This window comes from Hydrogenophaga sp. L310, from assembly GCF_055703065.1.
On the sequence record NZ_JBVPZA010000002.1, the window covers coordinates 233,167 to 253,820 of the forward strand.

Below are 20,654 nucleotides of genomic sequence, written 5' to 3' on the forward strand. Positions count from 1 at the left end.
AAGGTGTGTGGTGCGGTACTTTGCATTCGGGCTGGTGTAGGGTTGGAGAGTAGGTGTGAGCACCAATTCGATTGCCCAACTTGTTACAGTCCTATCACACTGTTTGTATGTATAGGCGAGCCGCCAACTGCCTGGATTGAGTATCAGGAAAACTCGGAGCGCGCTGAAGAGAAAGAGAGTGCAATGGTTATCAATTTGCATCCATCAATTGCATTTGATTCGGCAGACTACCACTCTCCTATGGTATTTGCGTCAATGAAGTTGATGGATTTGGCAGGCCCTCATATGAGGGTTTCAGCAACTTCGAGGACACGTGATGTGGCTCAAGATTTCGAGCTGCCAGAAACAAAGCAACTATGGGAGATTGTTCGAAATCTACTTCGTTTGTATCAAAATGGCGATCCGGCGAACGTTATTACTTCCCAAATTGGGCGGTACCAGAAATTGCGCCAAACTTATCATGAATGGTTTCACTGTTCAACGATATTCAAGTGCATAGCATCATTCTTTGATGATTCAATGTTTCCAGCTGTGGGGAATCTGCGCCAGCCGTTAAGGGTATTTATTTCAAACTTAAGAATGAAAGATTCAGCGGAGTTGCAGCGCTTTCAAGCATATTATCGCGCGCAGATCGAAAAAGAAAATCTTTCGCGATACCTTTCTCTGTTTGATGACTATTTCTCAAACTTCGATCAATTCCGACAACTCTATGTTCATGCGCGAGTCGGAGATGATGACGTAGATGATCTGATTGTCGGAGGTAAGAGTTTCGAAAAGGTAAAGCTTTTCTATGGTCAAGCCTATGAAACACTGACATCATCTTATGTCACGTTGGCTTGTCTTAATAATATTAATCAAGGACGTTCATTTGATGTGTTTCAATCAATGGCACTTGCTAAGTATATTAAAGATCTTGAAAAATCAAAAAAGTCAAATGCATTTTCTGGTGAGCCATGCTTGGCAAATTTTTCGCAATGGGATGACAGCGCGCTAAGGAATGGCTCACATCATGCTTCTATTGTCCGCGATGGCGAGACGGTGAAGTACAGAAGTGGTGGGACAGGTGTCGAGCGTGAGATAACCTATGCAAGATATCTTCATCTATGTAATTGCATGGCTATTGCGTGTGCTGCCTTGCTGTTGGTGGAATTACAGGAGTTTAGTTCAATGGCTCCGTGATTCGGTTGGATGTATTGGGTGAGGGTGCTCTTTGCAGTTGCAACGCCAGATGGACTTATTACCGGTCTGGGGAAAAGGAAAAACCTGACCACAATGCCGACGGATTATGGGTATGAGGTCAGGCTAATGCTCACATCGTCACTCTCGAACAGCGAGTACTTGGAGCGACGAGAGAAAAGCTTCGGTATTAACTTGCAGATTAGGTGAAGTTCGATCCCAAGAAAAGACTTGTTTCCCAAATTTCGCGTTGGAGTAGAACCACTGACCCAGCCCCACAGATTCTTCGTACCAAACTAGAGTGTCATAGTCGGCTGCTGCCGCCAGAGCGTTGGAAATGGTATCTGTTTCACGAAACGAAACGTGGGAATAAATTCCCTTGGTTTTTGCTGCTTCATACATCGATTTAACCATTATAGTGCTATGCAACGCAAGTGTATCTAATCTCTCTGCAGCGTTGCTATTTGGTTCTTTCCCATGGGTCGCCTTTACGTTTTTCTTTGATTGGTTAGATATTGCCTCTTTGGATGGAAAGACAATTATTAACTTGCGATCGGTTAGCCGTTTTGAAAGTGGTAGAACGGCCCTGTTAACTACGGCAGTTTTCTCGATGGTAGCCTCAATAAAATCATCTTCATCATCATACTTATCGGTACCCATTGTGTAATAATTGGACGCGCAGCCGCTAAGGAAAAAAAGGCTTGCAGATATAAATAGTTTCGAGATCATCTGATAATTTCTCCGTTAATTAATTCACACTTATTTTCACTGGTCTGAACCGGTGGTAGTTCAGCGACTTTGCACAAAACTCTTTTATCAACAAGCTGAGGCGAGATTGTTGCTGGAGAATTTTCAGCAAACTTAGGTTCTGGTAATGCTTGCTGGATTTGCATGGGAGCAGCGCGAACTCGCTGCTTTAAATACTTCGTCCTGAGTGAGTCGGCTGTTTGAAAACACAAATCTTGATTTGGGGGGAGAGCGACTTGTGGTAGCAATACACAAACACCAACAGGATGCCTGAAGGGACTCTGAGAAATTGAGTCGTGGTAACTTATATCGCCGGATGCATTTTTGATTGCATACCTAAAATGGTATTCGCTGTTAGGAGCTCTATTTAAAGCAGATCCGAGTACGTTTCCCAAGATGATTGCTGCCAAATGACCTTTTGCCGAATAATTGTGGTCCGGTCGAAAAGCATTGTCAATGTATGTTGCGCTAGCAACAGCTCCTCCAAGTGCAGATCCGCCATTGCTCCCTGGAGTAGAGTTGTCGATGCCTTGATTGTCGATAACTACACCAACGAGACTCGATTGAAGCGGTGAGACGAGATGATCTCTCTGAATCGCTGTGCGCTCTTCAAGAGATAGATCTACCCAGGCATTCTCCAAAACTGATATTTGAGTTTGGCTATGGGCGAAAGAGGTAAACCCTAGAGCAATGAAAAACCAAATACGTGTCATACGCTATTTTCTTGCTGGGAAACTATAATGGTTGGCACGCTCAGGAACAGCTTTGGATGTCAGGGGGGGATCTCCCCACTCTTAGCTAGAATTAATACCCTGCTAACGCCATACTCACGAGTCAAAGAGTTTATCGTGCTTTTGAGTAGATTCGATTGTTTTTGTACGTTGTTTCGATGAAGATTTAGTCTTCTCTTTCCTCCGTAATTTAAGAGCACCCTTATTTTCCCCAACTATCCTTCAACCCCGTAACCCGATTGAATACCGGCTTAACTCCAGCCACGTGATCCACCCGATCCGCCACAAAGTACCCAAACCGCTCGAACTGGAATTTATGGTCCGGTTTCGCGGCGGCCAGTGAGGGCTCCACGTAGGCGGTGACGACTTTCAGGCTGTTGGGGTTCAGCGCTTCGATGAAGTCTTTGCCGCCGGCGTCGGGGTTGGCGTCGCTGAACAGGCGGTCGTACAGGCGCACTTCGGCGCTCACGCCGCTGGCCACGCTCACCCAGGTGATGGTGGCTTTGGTTTTCACGCTGTCGGCGCCGGGGATTGCTCGGGTGTTGCTTTTCATCGTGATGGCGCTCGATTCAGTGGTCGGTAGCCTGGGCACGGTCGGCTTGCCGCGCCATTTGCCCCAGTCGCACGAAGTGCGAGCACTGTTCCACCCATTGCAGGCGTTGCAGCGGTGTCAGTTGTGCAAAAGCACGCAGGCGTTCGTCGCTGACAAAGTAGGTGCGCTGGTCGCGCTGGCTCTGTGAGGCGAGGTTCTGAGTGGGGGTGGTGGTGGACGTCATGGCTTTTGAAGGCGTTTGAGGTGCTCAATGTCGGCCAGATCGATGGGGCGCCCAGCACTTTGCTTGAGCGCTATCAGGTCATCAATGCACGCCAGCGGCACCTGCACACCCGCGATGTCGAGGCGCTGTGCCCGTTGCACCATGTCTTGTGGACTCACCGGTGGAAACAGCAAGACGTCCAGCGTCACGCCAGCCAACTGGTCACTGCGCAGCGCAAAGGCTTGCAGGTGGCGTTCTGTGTGCCAGCGCTTGAGCGTTTCAATGTCTTCCAGCGCGCTCAGCGGCACCGGCAACATGGGTTGCAGCTTGAGCTCTCTGGCTGCGGCCGCCAGGCGGGCCAGGTTGTCTGGTGACACCACGACGCAGACGTCCACGTCCATGGTGTTGCGCTCGATCCCGTGCAGCGCGACCGCGAGGCCGCCGATCAGCACGTAGCCAACCTCGTATCGGTTCAGGGCGGCGAAAAGATCGAGGTAGAACATGGTGTCACTTTCCCCACGAATCCTTCAAACCCGTAACCCGGTTGAACACCGGCTTCACGCCAGCCACGTGATCCACCCGATCCGCCACAAAGTACCCAAACCGCTCGAACTGGAATTTCTGATCCGGCTGTGCGGCGGCCAGTGAGGGCTCCACGTAGGCGGTCACCACCTTGAGGCTGTTGGGGTTCAGGGCTTCAATGAAGTCTTTGCCGCCGGCGTCGGGGTTGGGGTCGCTGAACAGGCGGTCATACAGGCGCACTTCGGCGCTCACGCCGCTGGCCACGCTCACCCAGGTGATGGCGGCTTTGGCTTTCACGCTGTCGGCGCCGGGGGTGCCGCTCTTGGTGCCGGGGATCACTTTGGCGTGCACTTCGGTCACGGTGCCGTTCGCATCTTTGGCGCAGCCGGTGCATTCGATGACGTAGCCGCCTTTGAGGCGCACCACGTTGCCAGGGAAGAGGCGTTTGTAGCCCTTGGGCGGCACTTCTTCAAAGTCTTCGCGCTCGATCCACACCTCTTTGCCGATCTTGAACACGCGGTCGGGCGGCGGGGTCTGGCCTTCGGCAATCGCGCTGTGGGGCAGGGCGGGCTGGGTGCAGTCTTCGGTGTAGTCGTCAGACCCAAAGGCCTCGGCCCAGTTGGTGAGCACCAACTTGACCGGGTCGAGCACGGCCATGCCGCGGTGGGCCTTGTTTTCCAGGTCTTCGCGCAGGCAGCCTTCGAGCGTGCTGTAGTCGATCCAACTGTCGCTCTTGGTGACGCCGATGCGTTCGGCAAAGAGCTGGATGCTTTCGGGCGTGTAGCCGCGGCGGCGCAGGCCGACGATGGTGGGCATGCGCGGGTCGTCCCAGCCGCTGACTTTGTGGTCGTACACCAGCTGCGCGAGCTTGCGCTTGCTGGTGATGACGTAGGTGAGGTTGAGGCGGGCAAATTCGTACTGGTGCGGCGCGGGGTGCGCGAGCAGGCCGCCTTCGCACAAGCGGTCCATCAGCCAGTCGTAAAACGGGCGCTGGTCTTCAAACTCCAGCGTGCAGATGCTGTGGGTGATCTGCTCCAGCGCGTCCTCGATGGGGTGCGCAAAGGTGTACATCGGGTAGATGCACCATTTGTCGCCGGTGTTGTGGTGCGTGGCGCGGCGGATGCGGTAGATGGCCGGGTCGCGCAGGTTGATGTTGGGCGAGGCCATGTCGATCTTGGCGCGCAGCACCATGGAGCCGTCTTCGTGCGCGCCGTCGCGCATTTCGCGGAAGCGGGCCAGGTTCTCGGCGGGCGTGCGGCTGCGGAACGGGCTGTCCACGCCGGGTTTGCCGAAGTCGCCGCGCGCGGCGCGCATCTGCTCGGCGGTCTGTTCGTCCACATAGGCGTGGCCGGCTTCGATGAGGTATTCCGCCGCGCGGTACATGAAGTCGAAGTAGTCGCTGGCCTGGAACAGGTGGCTCTGGCCGTTGGCTTGCCAGCCGAAGCCGAGCCACTGCACCGCGTCGAGGATGGAGTTGACGTATTCGGTGTCTTCTTTCTCGGGGTTGGTGTCGTCAAAGCGCATGTGGCACACGCCGCCGTAGTCGCGCGCGAGGCCAAAGTTGAGGCAGATGCTCTTGGCGTGGCCCACGTGCAGGTAGCCGTTGGGCTCGGGCGGGAAGCGGGTGCGGATCTTGGCCGGGTCGGGCTGGCCGGCGGCGTGGTGGGCGGCGTCGCCCGGGGTGCCGGCCCAGCGGCGGCTGGCGTAGGTGCCTTTGTCCAGATCGTTTTCGATGATCTGTCGCAGGAAGTTGCTGACCTTTTGCTCGCCCTGGGCATTGGGGGCGGCAGCGTTGTTTTTAGACGGGGATGGAGGTGTGTTGGAGCTCATTCGCCCATTCTAGGGGCGGCGTCACACAGTCATGGTGGGCGTTTCTGCGGCGCGGGCCGGTGTGGCGCTGAAGGCACTGCCGTGCGCCGGGCTCTGGTCGGCCTGCGCCATGCGGGTGATGGACTCGCGCGCGTCGGTGTTGGCGGCCGAGCGGGCGTCCAGCTGGCCCTCCCGGAGGGCGTAGCCGTCGTGCTGGGCGAAGCGGATCTGGCCGTCCTGGACCTTCATGTGCGTGATGCCGGTCAAGCCCTGCTCGCGGGCCTGTTGGGCCACGGCGTGCACGGTGTTGTCCATACCGGGGTTCCAGGGCAGCTGGTGGCGGTCGGCGATGGCGCGGACTTGTTGCTCGCTCTGCTGGATCAGCTGCAGGCTTTGGGGGGAGAGCTGGTGGGTGGGTTTGAGCTGCAGGGGCTGGTTGAGTGGGTCTCCTTTTCCCACCGCGGGCGGGGGTGGTGTGGCCTCCGCAGGGTGGCGCTCCAGAACGCCCTCCAGATACCCTTCTTTGCTGAGGACGGTTTCCCAGGCGGTGGCACTGGCTTGGCGGTCGGCGAGGCCTTTGACGACTCTCCCAATCTTGCCGGTGTTGATGATCGAGCCAGCGTCCGTGACGCTGGCTCGATTGCTGATCTTTGGTTGGATTTCGTCTTTCCAGTATTGAACAGCCAGTTTTTCGGCATTGACTGGGTTCGCTGCAAGCTCGGGCTGGTTGACCAAATCCAGTTTGGTGGCTTTGCCGAAATCGGTGTAGTTGTCTCGCCCGGTCAACTGGATATAGCCACGGCCTCTGTACTTGTAGCCATCATCTGGTTCGGAATTCCCGAGGGCCGCCTCGCCCCATTCGCCGCCATAAATCTTGTTGGCGATGGCCTGGTGTCGCTGATGGCGGTCGTCGATGGCCGCAAGCTTCTCGGCTTCTTTTTCGGTCAACCCATTGCGGGGCGGAACCCTGGCGTTGCCTTTGAAGGTGTCCCACAGAACGGAGCCCCGGTAGTTCAGGTTTTCTTCAAGGCGGGTGAAATTCTGGCTCTCGTGCTGTGTCTGCCCCATGAAGTTCGCAAGCTCTTTCGCATCGGTGATGCCACTGCGGAAGGCCGTCACCATCAGGGACTCGGCCCGCTCTCGCTGCCGGGCCGTGGTAAGTCCTGGAATGGAGGGGTCGTTGGCGCTCATGGTTGTTTGGCCTTGGCCTTTTCAGCTTCGCGCCGCTCCCGCTCCTTAGACCTCCAAACGGAATCGTGCGTGACCCCCAAGGCATAGAAGTTGTCGAATTCCAGTACACGGGCGCAAGCGCGCTTCTCTTCTTTTGATCCAACCGACCAACCAACAGGCAAGTTCTCCAGCGTCCATTGGCCGGCCCCAAGCGGATCGGTGTCGTCCTGTTCGGCCATGAAAAAGAACTCCCCCTTGTCGGAAGTCACGAACATGTACGGAATGCCGTTGGTGGGCACGCCTTTGAAAAAGTGCTTCTTGTAGTCGCGGGGATCGGGCGGGTAGCTGTATTGCACCTCGCCCTTCTGCGTTCCGACCACCAGGTAGGCGTAGCCAGGGTTGTCTTTGGGCAAGCCTTTGAACTTTTCAAATCCTGGCGACGCGCACAGCGAGAGCAAACGGTGATCTCGAAGTTCGCAGGAGAAACCCACGGTCTCCTGGGGTTTGCAGTTGTGGGTGACGGGTGTGGTGGTCGTGGCTGCCGTGGGTCCGGCGGCGCAAGCGCTCACGGTCAGGGCCAGGAGCGTGGCGACAGGCAGCGCGCAAAAGCGGACAAAGGGCGGTTGGTTTGGGCTTGGCATGGCGATGGGCTTTGAAGATTTGTAGTTCATTTTGCTTCAAATGTCCCGGTGTTCTACATCACAAGTTCGTAACCAGTTGCGCATTGCCCTGGGCGATGACCCGGAAGGCGGGGCTGATGCGCGGGTCTGACGCCGCGGTCTGCCAGAAGCGGGTGGCGAGTTCGCGGGCACGGGGCCAGACGGCGAGGGTGTGCACGCTGGGCCTTGGCGGGTTTGCGGTGAAGTCGCGCGGCACCAGCTCGCCGGCCACGGGCGCGTAGAGCATGGGCAGCATGTCGTAGGCGGGGGCGAGCTGCCAGCGGTGTTCGCGCAGCAACAGGGAGATGTTGCCGTGGTGGCGGTCGGTGTTGGCAATGAGCGCGCCAAAGGCGTCGAGCAGGGTGAGGGTGCTCACGTCGGCCGCGCTCAGGCGCTCGGGGCCGGCCTGGTCGGAGCGGCGGGCGGTGTCGACCCAGTTGGTGCCCTGGCCGATGTACTGGCGGTCGTAGACCTCGAGCGAGACCATGCCCACGCGGCCTTGTGGCGTGCGGTCGAAGCGGCGGCTCTCCAGGAAGACGCGACCCCCGGCCTCGACCAGCCCGGTGTGGGCGGCGCTGATGCCGGCCCCGGCCAGCGTGTGCAGGGCGAGGGCTTCGCAGATGAGCAGGTCGCGCCAGCGCTGGGCGGTAGCGCTGTCGTCCGCCGGGGAGAACTTGACGAGCACCGGGTGGCCATCGCGCACGGCGCTGAACTTGGGTTGTTCGCCGCCCGCGCTGGAGCCGGCCAGGGTCTGCCCCAGCGCTTGGGCAGCGAGGGCCGGGTATTGCGCGGCGGGTGCGTGCACCGTGGGCGCGCGGGTGCGCTGCGGTGCGGGCAGGCCGAGGTAGCGGTCGAACGCGGCGGCGCCGACGATGAGGTTGCCGGGCAGGTCTTCGCCCGCGTTGACCAGCGCTTTCAAGATGTGGTCGTCGCTCCAGTGCTGCAGGTTGGCGGGCAGTTGAAGGGCCGGGTGTGCGGCGGCGAAGCCCCGACCGAGAAAACCCTGGGGCCGCATGTCGTAGAGGAACCAGGGCAGGCTGTCGTGGAAGGCGCTGCTGCCGTGCGCCTTGTCGGCCTCGTCCATCCAGAAGCCGCCACCGGCCAGCGCGTGGAGCGTGCCGAACGGGCGCAGCTCGCCTTGCGGCGTCACTTCATGGATGGGCACCTGGCGGCCCACGCCGGCCACCTCGCGCGGCAGCAGGTAGCGCCGCGCCCGCGCCGCGCCCACCGCCACCACCAGGCCGCTGGCCACAAGCGGAGCCAGCAGGCGCGACAGCGTGGGCTGGCTGACGCCCAGGCGCTGCTGCAGTTGGGCGGCGCCCGCCTGGCCGCCGAGGCTGGCCAGGGCTTGGATCGGTTCGGTTTCGCTGGGGTTGGGCGGGCTCATGAATGAATTTATGAATGAATAATTGGATGAAATTTTCAATGAAAAACCGTTGATCAACAACGTTTTTTTTGAAACTTCACGGTTTCAATGTCATTCAACTGAATGCATTCAGAGCGTGGTGTGCCCCCAGCCGGTGAGCTGCACCAGCCGCTCCAGCGCAAAGGCGCCGAGCACCGAGTTGCCTTTGGCATCGAGCTCGGGCGCCCACACGGCCACCGTGCCCACCTCGGGCACCACGGCCACGATGCCGCCGCCCACGCCGGTTTTCACCGGCAGGCCGATGCGGTAGGCGAAGTCGCCCGCGGCGTCGTAGGCGCCGCAGGTGAGCAGCAGGGCGTTGACGCGGCGGGTTTGTTCGGCGCTCAGGAAGAGTTCGTCGGGCTGGCCGTCCAGGGCGAGATCGCGCCCGCCGTTGGCGAGGAAGAGCGTGGCCTGGGCGAGCTGGGCGCAGCTCATCTCGGTGGCGCACTGGCGGCAATAGTTGTCAAGCACGAGCTCGGGCTCGTTGTGAAAGTTGCCGTGGCTCTTCATGAAGTAGGCCATGGCCATGTTGCGGTGGGCGGTGTCGCGTTCGCTCCTGGCCACGCGCGGATTCCAGTGCAGGTTGGGCTCGTCGGCCAGGCGGCGCAGGGCGCCGAGCAGGGCGTAATCAAGGTGGGCGTAGCGGCTGGTGAGGATGTCGGTGATGACGAGCGCGCCAGCGTTGATGAAGGGGTTGCGCGGGATGCCGTTTTCGGTTTCGAGCTGCACGATGGAGTTGAACGCCGCGCCCGAGGGCTCGCGGCCCACGCGCTGCCAGAGGCCTTCGCCCATGAGCTTGAGGGCGATGACGAAGGTGAAGAGTTTGGTGATGCTCTGCAGCGAGAAGGGCACCTGGGCATCGCCCACGGTGTGCATTCCGCCGTTGACCAGCGCCACGGCCATGCCGAACTGGCGTGGCGCCACTTCACCGAGCGCGGGAATGTAGTCGGCCACACGGCCTTTGCCGTAGAGGGCCTGGGCTTCGGTGTGGATCTGGTCGAGCAGGGCGGGCAGGTTCATGGCGCATTCTAGGAAGCGCGCGGTGCAGGTTATGCCGCAGGCGGTGGGCGCCATGCAGGCGGCACATGAAAGCCGGCTTGTGTGTATCTGGGTATTGCAAACGGTTCCGGTGCCCACAGGCCGCGAGTGCGCCCCACGACAGCCGACAAGGGGCGCACATCAGGGCGCCAGTGGCGGTGGTTTTCCGCTATCGTTGTGACTTGCCAGAGGACGAATGAAAAAGGGGTGCATACAAAATGAACCAGGACAACCCGGACACGGTGATGATGGACGAGCAATCGCATTGGGAAGCGACCCAGATGGAGGACGTTTTCCTGCCGTCGGTGCGTGTGCAGCTGGGCTGGTCCGATGTGGAGAGCGCTGTCGACCAAGGCGCCATCGTTCCGGCGCAAGCCCATGCGTTGTGGGCGAGCTGGGCTTTGCCGGGCAGCGCCACGCGCCTGGGTGCCGGTGAAACGCACCCGGAGGCCGTTGACGTTGATGTCAATCCCGGGAGCAGCGCGGAGGCTGGGGATTTGCCCCAGGCTCCTGAAGGGGACTCGGTGGTGTTGCGCGTGCTGGCCTTGCTGGCGGCCGCCGCGGTGGGCGCGGCGCTGACGCTGCTGGCGCTCGGAACGCTGTAAGGCCCCGGTCGCGGCGCACGCAGCCGGTTTCGATCCGTTTCGTCGAGCCGGACGGGCGCGTTCACTGGCCGAAGCGCGGGCCGTCTGTCAAAAAGGCTTCTTCTTCAGGCGTGCTGACGCGGCCGAGCGCGGCGTTGCGGTGCGGGAATCGGTCGAACTTTCTGATGATGTCGAGGTGCTGGTAGGCAAAGCGCAGGTTGCTGGTCAGCGTGTCGTGCAGCTCGGGTGTGGTGCTGGCGAGCAGGCGGGTGAAGCGGGCCACACACTCGTCCTGCAACGCCAGGCTCTCGGCGTGCATGAGGGGCATGTAGAGAAACACGCGCCCCACGCTCGGGAGTTCGGCGTCTTGCGCGAGTGCAAGGGTCTGCAACACGAGCTTCTGCGCGCGGCCATCACCGGCGAAAGCCCGCGCATGACCGCGGAACACATTGCGCGTGAACTGGTCGAGCACCACGATGAGGGCGAGCCGGGATTCCAGCTTCGACTCCCAGTCGCAGAGACCGCCGCCGAGCGCGCTCTCGACCAGCGGACCGAAGCGCTGGGTGATCAGGGCGTCCTGCGCGGTGCCGCCGCCAAACCAGAGGGCATTGCGGTCGGTGGCGGGCCAGTCGCGGAGCAGGCCGTCGCCGAACCAGAAGTCGAGCACTTCCTGCGTCTGTGTGGTGGTGTCGGTCATCGCTCCCTTTCGGACGGTCGGTCGTTACTTTTGGCAACGCCTTTGACCGTGCATGCGGTACAAAACAGCGAAGATTCTCCTGTAATAGGAACACGGTGACCAGACAGGCACCGACAACAGGAGCAACCATGATGAACACGATGACTTTCAAAACGCCATGGGTCCGCAGTTCGGGATGGGCGAAGGGCTTGGCGCTGTTGGCGCTGGCTGCGGCCGGCTGGGCCGCGTCGACCGGTACTGCGCAGGCACGCGACAACGTCCACTTCTCGATCGGATTGCATGCACCCGGTGTGGCTGTGGGGGTGTCGAATGCGCCGGTGTACCACCAGCCCTATGTGATCCAGCACCGGCCGGTGATCATGCACCAGCCGTATCCGTACGGATACGTGCGGCCGGTCGTGGTGGCACCTGCACCGGTGTATTACTACCCGGGCCGGGGCTACGGCCCGCGCTGGGACGACCGACGTGACCGCCGCCATGACCGCCGCGACTGGCGCCACGACCGGCACGATCGTCATGACCGCCACGACGATCGCCGCGACTGGCGCCACGACCGCCGCTGAGGCGGGTTTCAGGCGCGGCTGCGCGCGATGCGCGCCGCCAGCCGCGCCGCCACCCGGGCGGTCAGGCCATCACGGTCCAGCGCCGGGTTGAGTTCGGCGATATCGGCCGCGACCACGCGGCCAGAAGCCAGCACCTGATCGATCAGCCGCTCCACCTGCGCGAGCGGCACACCCAGCGGCGCCGGCGCTGACACGCCAGGGGCCTGGCCGCCGGGCAGCACATCCAGACACACCGTGAGGTACACCGCGTCGCAGTTCGCGAGGTCGGTGGCCAGCGCCTGCTGCGCGTTGCTTTGACCGGCGGCGTCCTGCAGGCTGTCGTCGAGCCAGTAACGCACGCCCATGGCGTGGGCGCGGTCGAACAGGGCCTGGGTGTTGGCGAACCGGCTGATGCCGAAGACGCGGTAGTTGAAGGTCTGGCCGCGCTCGGCGCACCAGTCGTGCATCTGGCGGAACGGCGTGCCCGAGTTCCCCCGGGCGGCCACGCGCAGATCGAAGTGTGCGTCGAAGTTGACCACCAGCAGGCGGCTGGCGTCGGGCCGGGCCTTCACGATGCCCTGGAACGTGCCCCAGGCCATTTCGTGGCCACCACCGAGCACCAGCGGCAGGCTGCCACGCGCCATGGCCTCGGCCACGCGCTCGCCCAGTTGCGCCTGCGCGGTTTCGAGCCCGCCGTCTTCACAGCCCACATCGCCCGCGTCCCAGAGCTCGGGCTCGCCCAGCACGGGCAGGTTGGCCAGCGCACCGCGCAGTGCCAGCGGCCCGGCGGCGGCGCCGGTGCGCCCGGCGTTGCGGCGCACGCCTTCGTCCACGGCAAAGCCGATCAGCGTGACGCCGCCGTTGCTGTGTGCAGTGGCGGGCTGAACGCGGTGGTGCCAGCGGGAGCTGACGCCGGTTTCTTCGGTGTCGTCACGGCCGCGCCATTCAAAGGTTTGATCCGGGTTCATGTGCGCTCCAGTCCCGCCGCGATCACGCGGCGGCAGGGGTTGCGGCCAAACCAGTAGGCCAGTTCGTTCGGGTGGTCGAGGTCCCAGGCCACGAAGTCGGCGCGCTGGCCGGCGGCGAGCTGGCCGCGGTCGTTCAGGCCGAGCGCGCGCGCGGCGTGCAGCGTGATGCCCTGCACCGCTTCGAGCGGCGTGAGCCGGAACAGCGTGCAGGCCATGCTGGCCATGAGCAGCAGCGACAGGCCCGGCGAGGTGCCGGGGTTGTGGTCGGTGGACACGGCCATGGGCACGCCGGCCGCGCGCAGCGCCGCGATGGGCGGCAGCTTCGTTTCACGCAGGAAGTAATAGGCGCCGGGCAGCAGCACGGCCACGGTGCCTGCCGTCTTCATGGCCGCGATGCCGGCGTCGCTCAGGTGTTCGAGGTGGTCGCAGGAGAGCGCGCCGAACGAAGCCGCGAGCGCGGCGCCGCCCTGGTCGGAGAGTTGCTCGGCGTGCAGCTTGACGGGCAGGCCGAGGGCTTTGGCCGCTTCAAAGACACGGCGCGTCTGTGCGGGGCTGAAGCCGATGTTTTCGCAGAAGGCATCGACCGCGTCCACCAGGCCCTGGGCGTGCAGTTCGGGCAGCCAGGCGCAGACGGCGTCGATGTAATCGTCGGGTCGGCCCTCGAATTCGGGCGGCAGGGCGTGGGCGCCGAGGAAGGTGGTCTTGACATCCAGGCGCTGTTCAACGCCGAGCCGGCGCGCCACGCGCAGGCATCGCGCTTCGGCCTCCAGCGAGAGGCCGTAGCCCGATTTGATCTCCAGCGTGGTCACGCCCTCGGCCATGAGGCTTTTTGCGCGCTGCGTGGCGCTGGCGAGCAGGTCGTCTTTGCTGGCGTGTCGCGTGGCCGCGACCGTGGATCGGATGCCGCCGCCTGCGCGCGCGATGGCTTCGTAGCTCGCACCCTGCAGGCGCTGCTCGAACTCGGCCGCGCGTTGGCCGCCGTAGACCAGGTGGGTGTGACAGTCCACCAGGCCGGGGGTGACCAGCGCGCCGCCAAGGTCGATTTCGTGAGCGGGCCGGGCGTGGGATGGCAGGCCGCGGTTGCGGCCGACCCAGGCGATCTGGTCACCGGCGGTGAGCACGGCGCCATCTTCGATCAGGCCCCAGCCGTCAGCGCCGTGGGAGGGGTCCAGCGTGGCGATGCGGGCGTTGTGCCAGAGGGTGGTGGTGGTCATGGGGTCACGCCTTCGGGAATGTGGTGCAGCCACCAGCCGGCGGGCGCCGGTGGGTTCAATTCGATCAATGAGGTGGGGTCGGGTTCAAAGCGCCAGTCGCCCGGTGGCGGCGCGTCGAACCAGAGCAGGCTGAGAGCGGGCAGTGTGCGCTGCTCTTCGCCGTTGCGCCAGCGGCCGGGCACGCGTGCGAACAGGCCGGCCCGGGCTCCGGCGGGGGCTTGCCAGGCGGCGCCGGGCGACACGGCGGCCATGCCGCCCGTGCCATCACGAACCATGAGGTTGAGGTCGCGCACCGGGCCGCCGATCAGTTGGCAACCGGGTGCGGCGGCGCCGTCAAACGCCAGCGGCGCATCGCCGGGGCGCAGCGTCAGCGGGTGGTCGGGAAAGTCGAGCACCACGCCCTCACCCGAGAGCAGCGTGAACCAGCGCCGCACGCCGGGGAAAGCCGAAAACGGGCCGTCGGTGGCGATGTCGGCCACGCTGATGCGCAGCCGCCAGTCTGTTGGGCCGGGCCAGGCCAGCAGCTCGCGCGTGACCCCACCGCCGTTGCGCCACGGCGTGGCCGGGGTGTTGTCCACGGTGATGGTGCGAGCGCTGTTCATGGTGCGTTCAGTGCGACCAGACTTCGGCGAACAGGTCCTGGTGCGCCGCACCGGCCGCACCCTCCAGCACCAGCCGGCGGGCGGCTTCGATGTCGGGTGCGAACAGGCGATCCTTGTCGTAGAACGGCACCTCGGCGCGCAACGCGGCGTGCACCTGGGCCAGGCGCGGCGAAGTGGCGAGCGGGCGGTGGAAGTCCACGCCCTGCGCGGCGGCCAGCCACTCGATGCCGAGGATGGTGGCGGTGTTGTCGGCCATCTCGGCCAGGCGGCGCCCGGCGTAGGTGGCCATGCTCACATGGTCTTCCTGGTTGGCGCTGGTGGGCAGGCTGTCCACGCTGGCGGGGTGGGCGTGCGACTTGTTTTCCGAGGCCAGCGCGGCGGCCGTGACGTGGGCGATCATGAAGCCGCTGTTGAGGCCCGGGTTGTCCACCAGGAAAGGCGGCAGGCCCGAGAGCGTGCTGTCGATCAGCAGCGCGATGCGGCGCTCTGAAATCGCGCCGATCTCGGCGATGGCCAGCGCCAGCGTGTCGGCGGCGAAGGCCACAGGCTCGGCGTGGAAGTTGCCGCCCGAGAGCACCTCGTTGGTGTCGGTGAACACCAGCGGGTTGTCGGTGACGGCGTTGGCTTCGGTGAGCAGGGTGCGCGCGGCGTTGTTGATGAGGTCGCGGCAGGCGCCCATGACCTGCGGCTGGCAGCGCAGGCTGTAGGGGTCTTGCACGCGTTCGTCGTCCACCACGTGCGAGAGGCGGATCTGGCTGCCCGCGAGCAGGGCGCGCGTGGCGGCGGCCACGGCGATCTGGCCGGGCTGGCCGCGCACCGCGTGGATGCGCGGGTCGAAGGGTGCGTCGCTGCCCTTGGCCGCATCGACGCTGAGCGTGCCGGTCACGGTGCCGGCTTCGAGCAGGCGCTCGGCCATGAACAGGCCGTGCAGCGCGAGCGCGGTGGAGACCTGGGTGCCGTTGATCAGCGCCAGGCCTTCCTTGGCCGCCAGCGTGAGCGGGGTGATGCCGGTGGCTTTCAGCGCTGCGGCGGCGGGCAACCACTCGCCGTTCATCCGCACCTCGCCTTCGCCCATCAGGGCCAGCGTCATGTGCGAGAGCGGCGCGAGGTCGCCCGAGGCGCCGACCGAGCCCTTGACCGGGATGCGCGGCGTGATGCCGGCGTTGAGCAGGGCGAGCAGCGTGTCGATGACGACGGGGCGCACACCCGAGTAGCCGCGCGCGAGACTCGCGGCCTTCATCAGCACCACGAGGCGCACGGTGGCGTCGCTCATGGGTTCGCCGGTACCGACCGAATGCGACAGGATCAGGTTGCGCTGCAGCAGCTCCAGCTGGTCGTCGGGGATGCGCGTCTTGGCGAGCTTGCCAAAGCCGGTGTTGATGCCGTAGGCCGCCTCGCCTTTGTGCACGATGGCGTGGATGGCGGCTGCCGAAGCGGCGATGCCCGCTTGCGCGTCGTCGCTCAGTTGTATGCGCACGGCTTGTTGCCAGACGGTGCGCAGATCGGCCAGGCTCATCTGGCCGGGGTGGAGGGTGAGGGTGTGGGTCATGGTGTGAAGTGTCATCCGATCATGGGCAACTTGAGCCCTTGTTTTTTCGCTGTGGCAATCGCCAGTTCATAGCCCGCATCCGCATGGCGCATCACGCCCGAGCCGCAGTCGTTCACCAGCACGCGCGCCAGGCGCTCGGCCGCGGCATCAGTGCCGTCGGCCACGATCACCATGCCCGAGTGTTGCGAGTAACCCATGCCCACACCGCCACCGTGGTGCAGGCTGACCCAGCTGGCGCCGCCGGCGGTGTTGAGCAGGGCGTTGAGCAGCGGCCAGTCGCTCACGGCGTCGGTGCCGTCCTTCATGGCCTCGGTCTCGCGGTTGGGGCTGGCGACCGAGCCGGTGTCGAGGTGGTCGCGGCCGATCACGATCGGGGCTTTCAGCTCGCCGTTCTTCACCATTTCATTGAAGGCCAGGCCGGCGATGTGGCGCTCGCCCAGACCGAGCCAGCAGATGCGCGCGGGCAGGCCCTGGAAGGCGATGCGCTCGCGCGCCATGTCGAGCCAGCGGTGCGTGTGGTGGTTGTTCGGGAACAGTTCCTTGATCTTGGCGTCGGTCTTGTAGATGTCTTCCGGGTCGCCCGAGAGCGCGACCCAGCGGAACGGGCCTTTGCCTTCGCAGAACATGGGGCGGATGTAGGCCGGCACGAAGCCGGGGAAATCAAACGCGTTCTTCACGCCCTGGTCGAACGCGACCTGGCGGATGTTGTTGCCGTAGTCCACCGTGGGGATGCCCATGCTCTGGAAGTCCAGCATGGCCTGCACGTGCACCGCGCAGCCCTGGGCAGCTTCGGCGGTCAGGCGGGCGTGTTGCGCCGGGTCCTTCTGCGCGGCCTTCCACTGCGCCACGCTCCAGCCCACGGGCAGGTAGCCGTTGATGAGGTCATGCGCCGAGGTCTGGTCGGTCACCAGGTCGGGCCTGATGCCGCCGGCCTTCGCGCGCTTCACCAGCTCGGGCAGGATCTCGGCGGCGTTGCCCAGCAGGGCGATGGAGACAGCTTCTTTCTTGGCGGTGTGCTCTTTGATGAGCTCCAGCGCGTGATCGATGTCGCGCGCCTGCTTGTCGACGTAGCGCGTGCGCAGACGGAAGTCGATGCTGCTTTGCTGGCACTCGATGTTGAGCGAGCAGGCGCCGGCCAGCGTGGCCGCCAGCGGCTGCGCGCCGCCCATGCCGCCCAGGCCGGCGGTGAGTATCCATTTGCCCGAGAGGTCGTTGTTGTAGTGCTGGCGGCCGGCCTCGACGAAGGTCTCGAACGTGCCCTGCACGATGCCCTGGCTGCCGATGTAGATCCAGCTGCCGGCGGTCATCTGGCCGTACATGAACAGGCCTTTGCGGTCGAGTTGATTGAAGTGCTCCCAGTTGGCCCACTTGGGCACCAGGTTGCTGTTGGCGATCAGCACGCGCGGCGCGTTGCTGTGGGTCTTGAACACGCCGACCGGCTTGCCCGACTGCACCAGCAGGGTCTCGTCGTCGTTCAGGTCTTTCAGCGAAGCGAGGATCTGGTCGAAGCAGGCCCAGTCGCGCGCGGCACGGCCGATGCCGCCGTAGACCACGAGGTGCTGCGGGTTCTCGGCGACCTCGGGGTCGAGGTTGTTCTGGATCATGCGGTAGGCGGCTTCGGCGATCCAGTTCTTGCAGGTCAGCGTGTTGCCGCGCGGAGCGCGGATGACGCGGGTGGGGTCGAGGCGGGGGTCGGTGTTGGTGTTCATGGGGAACTCCTTGAAAAAGCGGTGGGGTGAAGAGGGGGTGGGATCAGGCGATCCAGCCCTGGGCAAACGCGATGTGGCCGGCGCCGGCGGCGAGCAGGATGCTCAGCGCGGTGCGCACGAACCAGACGCCGACCATCTGGCGCAGCGAGATCGGGATGCGCGTGGCCAGCACGCAGGGGATCGAGCCGGAGAAAAACAGCACCGAGCTGACCGAGACCACGGCCGCGACGTAGCGCACCACCGGGTCGGCGCCCTTGAGCTGGAGCGCGGGCAGGAACATCTCGGCCAGGCCCGAGGCCAGGGCCTTGGAAGTCGCCACCGGTTCGGCCAGGCCACCGAGCCACACGAAGGGCAGCAGCAACAGGCCCAGCACGTCGAACACCGGGGTGTAGCGCGCCAGCAGCAGGCCGATCAGGCCGACGGCGAGGATGGTGGGCACCACCGCGCTGGCCATGGCCAGGCCGTCGCGCAGGTTGTCGCGCAGCACGCGCCACAGCGGCGGCGCGTTGCTGGCCTGGGCCAGGCCGGCGTCCCAGGCGGCTTGCCAGCGGTTGCGCCCGGCGGGCAGGGCGCTGCTCACGCCGCCGCTGTTGTCCATGCGCGAGATCGGCGGCAGCCAGGTGGTGATGGCGGTGACGGCGAACGCGATCACGAAGGTGGACCAGAAGTAGAAGTTCCAGGCTTCCATCAGTCCCAGCGTCTTGGCCACGATGACCATGAAAGCGGCCGAGACCGTGGAGAAGCCGGTGGCGATGATGGCCGCTTCACGCGCCGTGTACTTGCCTTCGACGTAGACGCGGTTGGTGATCAGCAGGCCAACCGAGTAGCTGCCGACGAAGGAGGCGACGGCGTCGATCGCGGAGTGACCGGGCGTGCGCCAGATCGGCCGCATGACGGGCTGCATCAGCACGCCCACCAGCTCCAGCAGACCGAAACCGACCAGGAAGGCCAGCGCCACCGCGCCCAGCGGCACGATCAGGCCGACGGTGAGCGCGAGTTTGTCGAACAGGAAGGGCAGCATGTCCTTTTCGAACAGCGGCGCGGGCCCAAGTTTCAGCAAATACATCAGCGCCAGCACCAGGCCCATGACCTTGAGCACGCTGAACACGGTGGTGGTGCTGGCGCGCCAGCTGCCTTTGATGAAGGGCGCGGCCGCGCCCCAGGCCATGAGCGCCAGCACCAGCGCGACCGATAGGCTGCGCTGCTGTTGCGCGAGGTAGGTGGCGGCGTGGTCGAACAGGATGGTGGTCTTGCCGGCGATCTCCAGCGGCAGGAAAAACATCACCAGCCCGATGCTGCTGTAGGCCAGCAGGCGCAGGAAGGCGGCGGCGGGGACGGGCGGGCTGGACGCCGTGGCGGTGCGGGTGTTCATGGGCGGTTTCCTCGGGGCGGTTTCGATGGTATGTCTGTACATATCAAAATACTTGTCTGCGATATGTATATACAACTTTATCTGGCCATAATCCCACCTGTCAATACCACTTCATCGGTTGATACCCCCGTAAAAACCCTATGTCGAACGGTTCCACCCCCTTGCCCGCTGCGGCCGCCGAAGACCGCACGCCCGCCTACCTGCGGGTGAAACAGCATGTGCTGGCGCAGATCCAGAGCGGCACCTGGCAGGAGGGCGAGGCGATCCCGGGCGAAGAGGCGCTGGCGCGCACCTTCGGCGTGTCGCGCATGACGGTGAACCGCGCGATCCGCGAGCTGAGCGACGAGCAGATCGTGGAGCGGGTGCAGGGCTCGGGCACCTACGTGGCGCAGCAGAAATACCAGGCCACGCTGGTCGAGATCCGCAACATCGCCGAAGAGATCGCCGCGCGCGGCCACGTGCACCGCAGCGAGTTGCACAAGCTGGAGCGCATCAAGGCGGGCGAGGCGCTGGGGCGGCAGTTCGGGCTGAAGGCCGAGCAGCCGCTGTTCCATTCGGTGGTGGTGCACTTCGAGGACGGCGAGCCGATCCAGGTCGAAGACCGCTACGTGAATCCGTCGGTGGCACCCGATTACCTCGCGCAAGACTTCGCCAGCCAGACGCCCAACGCCTACCTGATGCGCGTGGCGCCGCTGCAGGGCGTGCGCTTCGTCATCGAAGCCTGCCTGCCGCCGCGCGACGTGGCCGAGATGCTGCACATGGCACCCGAGGAGCCCTGTCTGGTGCTGCGCCGGCAGACGCATTCGCAAGGGCAGGTGGCGTCGGTGGCGGCGATGTGGCACCCGGCGGCGCGTTACCGGTTCACGGGCAGTTTTTAGCGCCTCTTTGGTGTTAGCTACCTCGCGGCTGCGGCAGGCGCTGCCCGATGGGGGCTCATCCGGGGTGGTCGGCGCTTTGCGCCGACTTCGCTGTGTCCACCAGCCTGGGGCCGGCGCGGCCAAACTCGCTGCGTTCGCTGCGCTCTCTCCGCTCAGACAGTGGCCGCGAGCATGAAACGAAGCGCGCACTTGCGCGCCCGGCCCCAGGCTGGTGGACACAGCCACCCCGGAACATCGCCCCCACCGGACAGCGCCTGCCGCAGCATGAAGTGATGTTGCGTCCAGCACGCCCAATCGAAAACGTTGGCCGCAGCAAAGCGGCGATTTCGACTTCCACTGGTAGCGAGCCCAAACCACTTCAGCCAAGGCGTGTGCGCTCAGGCCGCAGCGCGCCGTGTGAGGCGCCGAGAAGCGCAGTGGTCGTGGCCGCGCGCGCAGCGCGCTTCGTCAACTGATTTGTCGCACTTGTCTGAGCGGAGAGAGCGCAGCGAACGCAGCGAGTTGTGCGACAGGCCACGGCCGCG

At 63.8% G+C, this 20,654-nt stretch carries 20 protein-coding genes and 1 pseudogene; 4 read left to right on the top strand and 17 right to left on the bottom strand.

All coding sequences use genetic code 11. From position 1 onward, the window contains the following. Positions 1–183 precede the first annotated feature (183 nt). Complete coding sequence (locus tag AC0GNO_RS04845) at positions 184–1,179, top strand: hypothetical protein (protein WP_472903143.1); 996 nt, start codon at positions 184–186, stop codon at positions 1,177–1,179. 138 nt (positions 1,180–1,317) lie between these two features. On the opposite strand, the gene AC0GNO_RS04850 is transcribed toward AC0GNO_RS04845, so the two are convergent. From AC0GNO_RS04850 to AC0GNO_RS04895, 10 genes and pseudogenes are all read right to left on the bottom strand, one after another. Beyond that, the gene (locus AC0GNO_RS04850; protein WP_472903144.1) at positions 1,318–1,905 is read right to left on the bottom strand and encodes a YgdI/YgdR family lipoprotein; all 588 of its coding nucleotides are present in this window, start codon (positions 1,903–1,905) and stop codon (positions 1,318–1,320) included. Further along, complete coding sequence (locus tag AC0GNO_RS04855) at positions 1,902–2,636, bottom strand: hypothetical protein (protein ID WP_472903145.1); 735 nt, start codon at positions 2,634–2,636, stop codon at positions 1,902–1,904. Before AC0GNO_RS04855 ends, AC0GNO_RS04850 begins: the two co-directional genes overlap by 4 nt. A gap of 220 nt (positions 2,637–2,856) precedes the next feature. Next, positions 2,857–3,186 (bottom strand): annotated as a pseudogene (locus tag AC0GNO_RS04860) (glutamine--tRNA ligase); the annotation flags it as partial. Between the two features lie 37 nt (positions 3,187–3,223). Then, a complete protein-coding gene (locus AC0GNO_RS04865) occupies positions 3,224–3,430 on the bottom strand; it encodes a hypothetical protein (RefSeq protein WP_068174074.1) in 207 nt (68 codons plus the stop codon). Beyond that, positions 3,427–3,912, bottom strand: coding sequence for a DUF6036 family nucleotidyltransferase (locus AC0GNO_RS04870; RefSeq protein WP_472903146.1), 486 nt, complete (start codon positions 3,910–3,912; stop codon positions 3,427–3,429). The genes AC0GNO_RS04865 and AC0GNO_RS04870 overlap by 4 nt, the downstream gene beginning before the upstream one ends. A gap of 4 nt (positions 3,913–3,916) precedes the next feature. Further along, complete coding sequence (locus AC0GNO_RS04875) at positions 3,917–5,761, bottom strand: glutamine--tRNA ligase/YqeY domain fusion protein (protein WP_472903147.1); 1,845 nt, start codon at positions 5,759–5,761, stop codon at positions 3,917–3,919. A gap of 21 nt (positions 5,762–5,782) precedes the next feature. Further along, positions 5,783–6,931 carry a glycoside hydrolase family 19 protein gene (locus tag AC0GNO_RS04880; protein ID WP_472903148.1) on the bottom strand — a complete coding sequence of 383 codons (1,149 nt, stop codon included), beginning with the start codon at positions 6,929–6,931 and terminating at the stop codon, positions 5,783–5,785. Next, complete coding sequence (locus tag AC0GNO_RS04885) at positions 6,928–7,581, bottom strand: hypothetical protein (protein WP_472903149.1); 654 nt, start codon at positions 7,579–7,581, stop codon at positions 6,928–6,930. Before AC0GNO_RS04885 ends, AC0GNO_RS04880 begins: the two co-directional genes overlap by 4 nt. 28 nt (positions 7,582–7,609) lie before the next feature. Then, on the bottom strand, positions 7,610–8,956 hold the full coding sequence (gene yjjJ, locus AC0GNO_RS04890) for a type II toxin-antitoxin system HipA family toxin YjjJ (protein ID WP_472903150.1): 1,347 nt from the start codon (positions 8,954–8,956) through the stop codon (positions 7,610–7,612). A gap of 108 nt (positions 8,957–9,064) precedes the next feature. Then, entirely contained in the window at positions 9,065–9,997 is a 933-nt protein-coding gene (locus AC0GNO_RS04895; protein ID WP_472903151.1) for a glutaminase, read from the bottom strand. A 236-nt stretch (positions 9,998–10,233) separates the two neighbouring features. Here AC0GNO_RS04895 and AC0GNO_RS04900 point away from each other — a divergent pair, with 236 nt between their 5' ends. Next, on the top strand, positions 10,234–10,620 hold the full coding sequence (locus AC0GNO_RS04900; protein ID WP_472903152.1) for a hypothetical protein: 387 nt from the start codon (positions 10,234–10,236) through the stop codon (positions 10,618–10,620). Positions 10,621–10,681: 61 nt separating this feature from the next. Here the strand turns inward: AC0GNO_RS04900 and AC0GNO_RS04905 are convergent, their stop codons facing one another. Continuing rightward, complete coding sequence (locus tag AC0GNO_RS04905; RefSeq protein WP_472903153.1) at positions 10,682–11,296, bottom strand: DUF924 family protein; 615 nt, start codon at positions 11,294–11,296, stop codon at positions 10,682–10,684. A 131-nt stretch (positions 11,297–11,427) separates the two neighbouring features. Here AC0GNO_RS04905 and AC0GNO_RS04910 point away from each other — a divergent pair, with 131 nt between their 5' ends. Further along, a complete protein-coding gene (locus AC0GNO_RS04910) occupies positions 11,428–11,859 on the top strand; it encodes a hypothetical protein (protein WP_472889982.1) in 432 nt (143 codons plus the stop codon). Between the two features lie 8 nt (positions 11,860–11,867). On the opposite strand, the gene hutG is transcribed toward AC0GNO_RS04910, so the two are convergent. Genes hutG through AC0GNO_RS04940 form a run of 6 tightly spaced genes read right to left on the bottom strand, consistent with a single transcriptional unit; the run spans position 11,868 to position 19,252 of the window. Next, positions 11,868–12,806, bottom strand: a complete 939-nt coding sequence (hutG, locus tag AC0GNO_RS04915) for a formimidoylglutamase (protein WP_472903154.1) — start codon at positions 12,804–12,806, stop codon at positions 11,868–11,870. Next, positions 12,803–14,020, bottom strand: coding sequence for an imidazolonepropionase (hutI, locus tag AC0GNO_RS04920; protein WP_472903155.1), 1,218 nt, complete (start codon positions 14,018–14,020; stop codon positions 12,803–12,805). The genes hutG and hutI overlap by 4 nt, the downstream gene beginning before the upstream one ends. Further along, positions 14,017–14,622 carry a HutD/Ves family protein gene (locus AC0GNO_RS04925; RefSeq protein WP_472903156.1) on the bottom strand — a complete coding sequence of 202 codons (606 nt, stop codon included), beginning with the start codon at positions 14,620–14,622 and terminating at the stop codon, positions 14,017–14,019. Before AC0GNO_RS04925 ends, hutI begins: the two co-directional genes overlap by 4 nt. Positions 14,623–14,629: 7 nt before the next feature. Then, positions 14,630–16,171 (bottom strand): histidine ammonia-lyase, encoded by a 1,542-nt coding sequence (hutH, locus tag AC0GNO_RS04930; protein ID WP_472903157.1) that lies wholly within the window; start codon positions 16,169–16,171, stop codon positions 14,630–14,632. A gap of 11 nt (positions 16,172–16,182) precedes the next feature. After that, positions 16,183–17,880 (bottom strand): urocanate hydratase, encoded by a 1,698-nt coding sequence (gene hutU / locus AC0GNO_RS04935; RefSeq protein ID WP_472903158.1) that lies wholly within the window; start codon positions 17,878–17,880, stop codon positions 16,183–16,185. Between the two features lie 43 nt (positions 17,881–17,923). Continuing rightward, positions 17,924–19,252: a YjiH family protein gene (locus tag AC0GNO_RS04940; RefSeq protein WP_472903159.1), complete on the bottom strand. Its 1,329-nt coding sequence runs from the start codon at positions 19,250–19,252 to the stop codon at positions 17,924–17,926. A gap of 140 nt (positions 19,253–19,392) precedes the next feature. Here AC0GNO_RS04940 and hutC point away from each other — a divergent pair, with 140 nt between their 5' ends. Beyond that, on the top strand, positions 19,393–20,130 hold the full coding sequence (gene hutC / locus AC0GNO_RS04945) for a histidine utilization repressor (RefSeq protein WP_472903160.1): 738 nt from the start codon (positions 19,393–19,395) through the stop codon (positions 20,128–20,130). Positions 20,131–20,654: the final 524 nt, after the last annotated feature.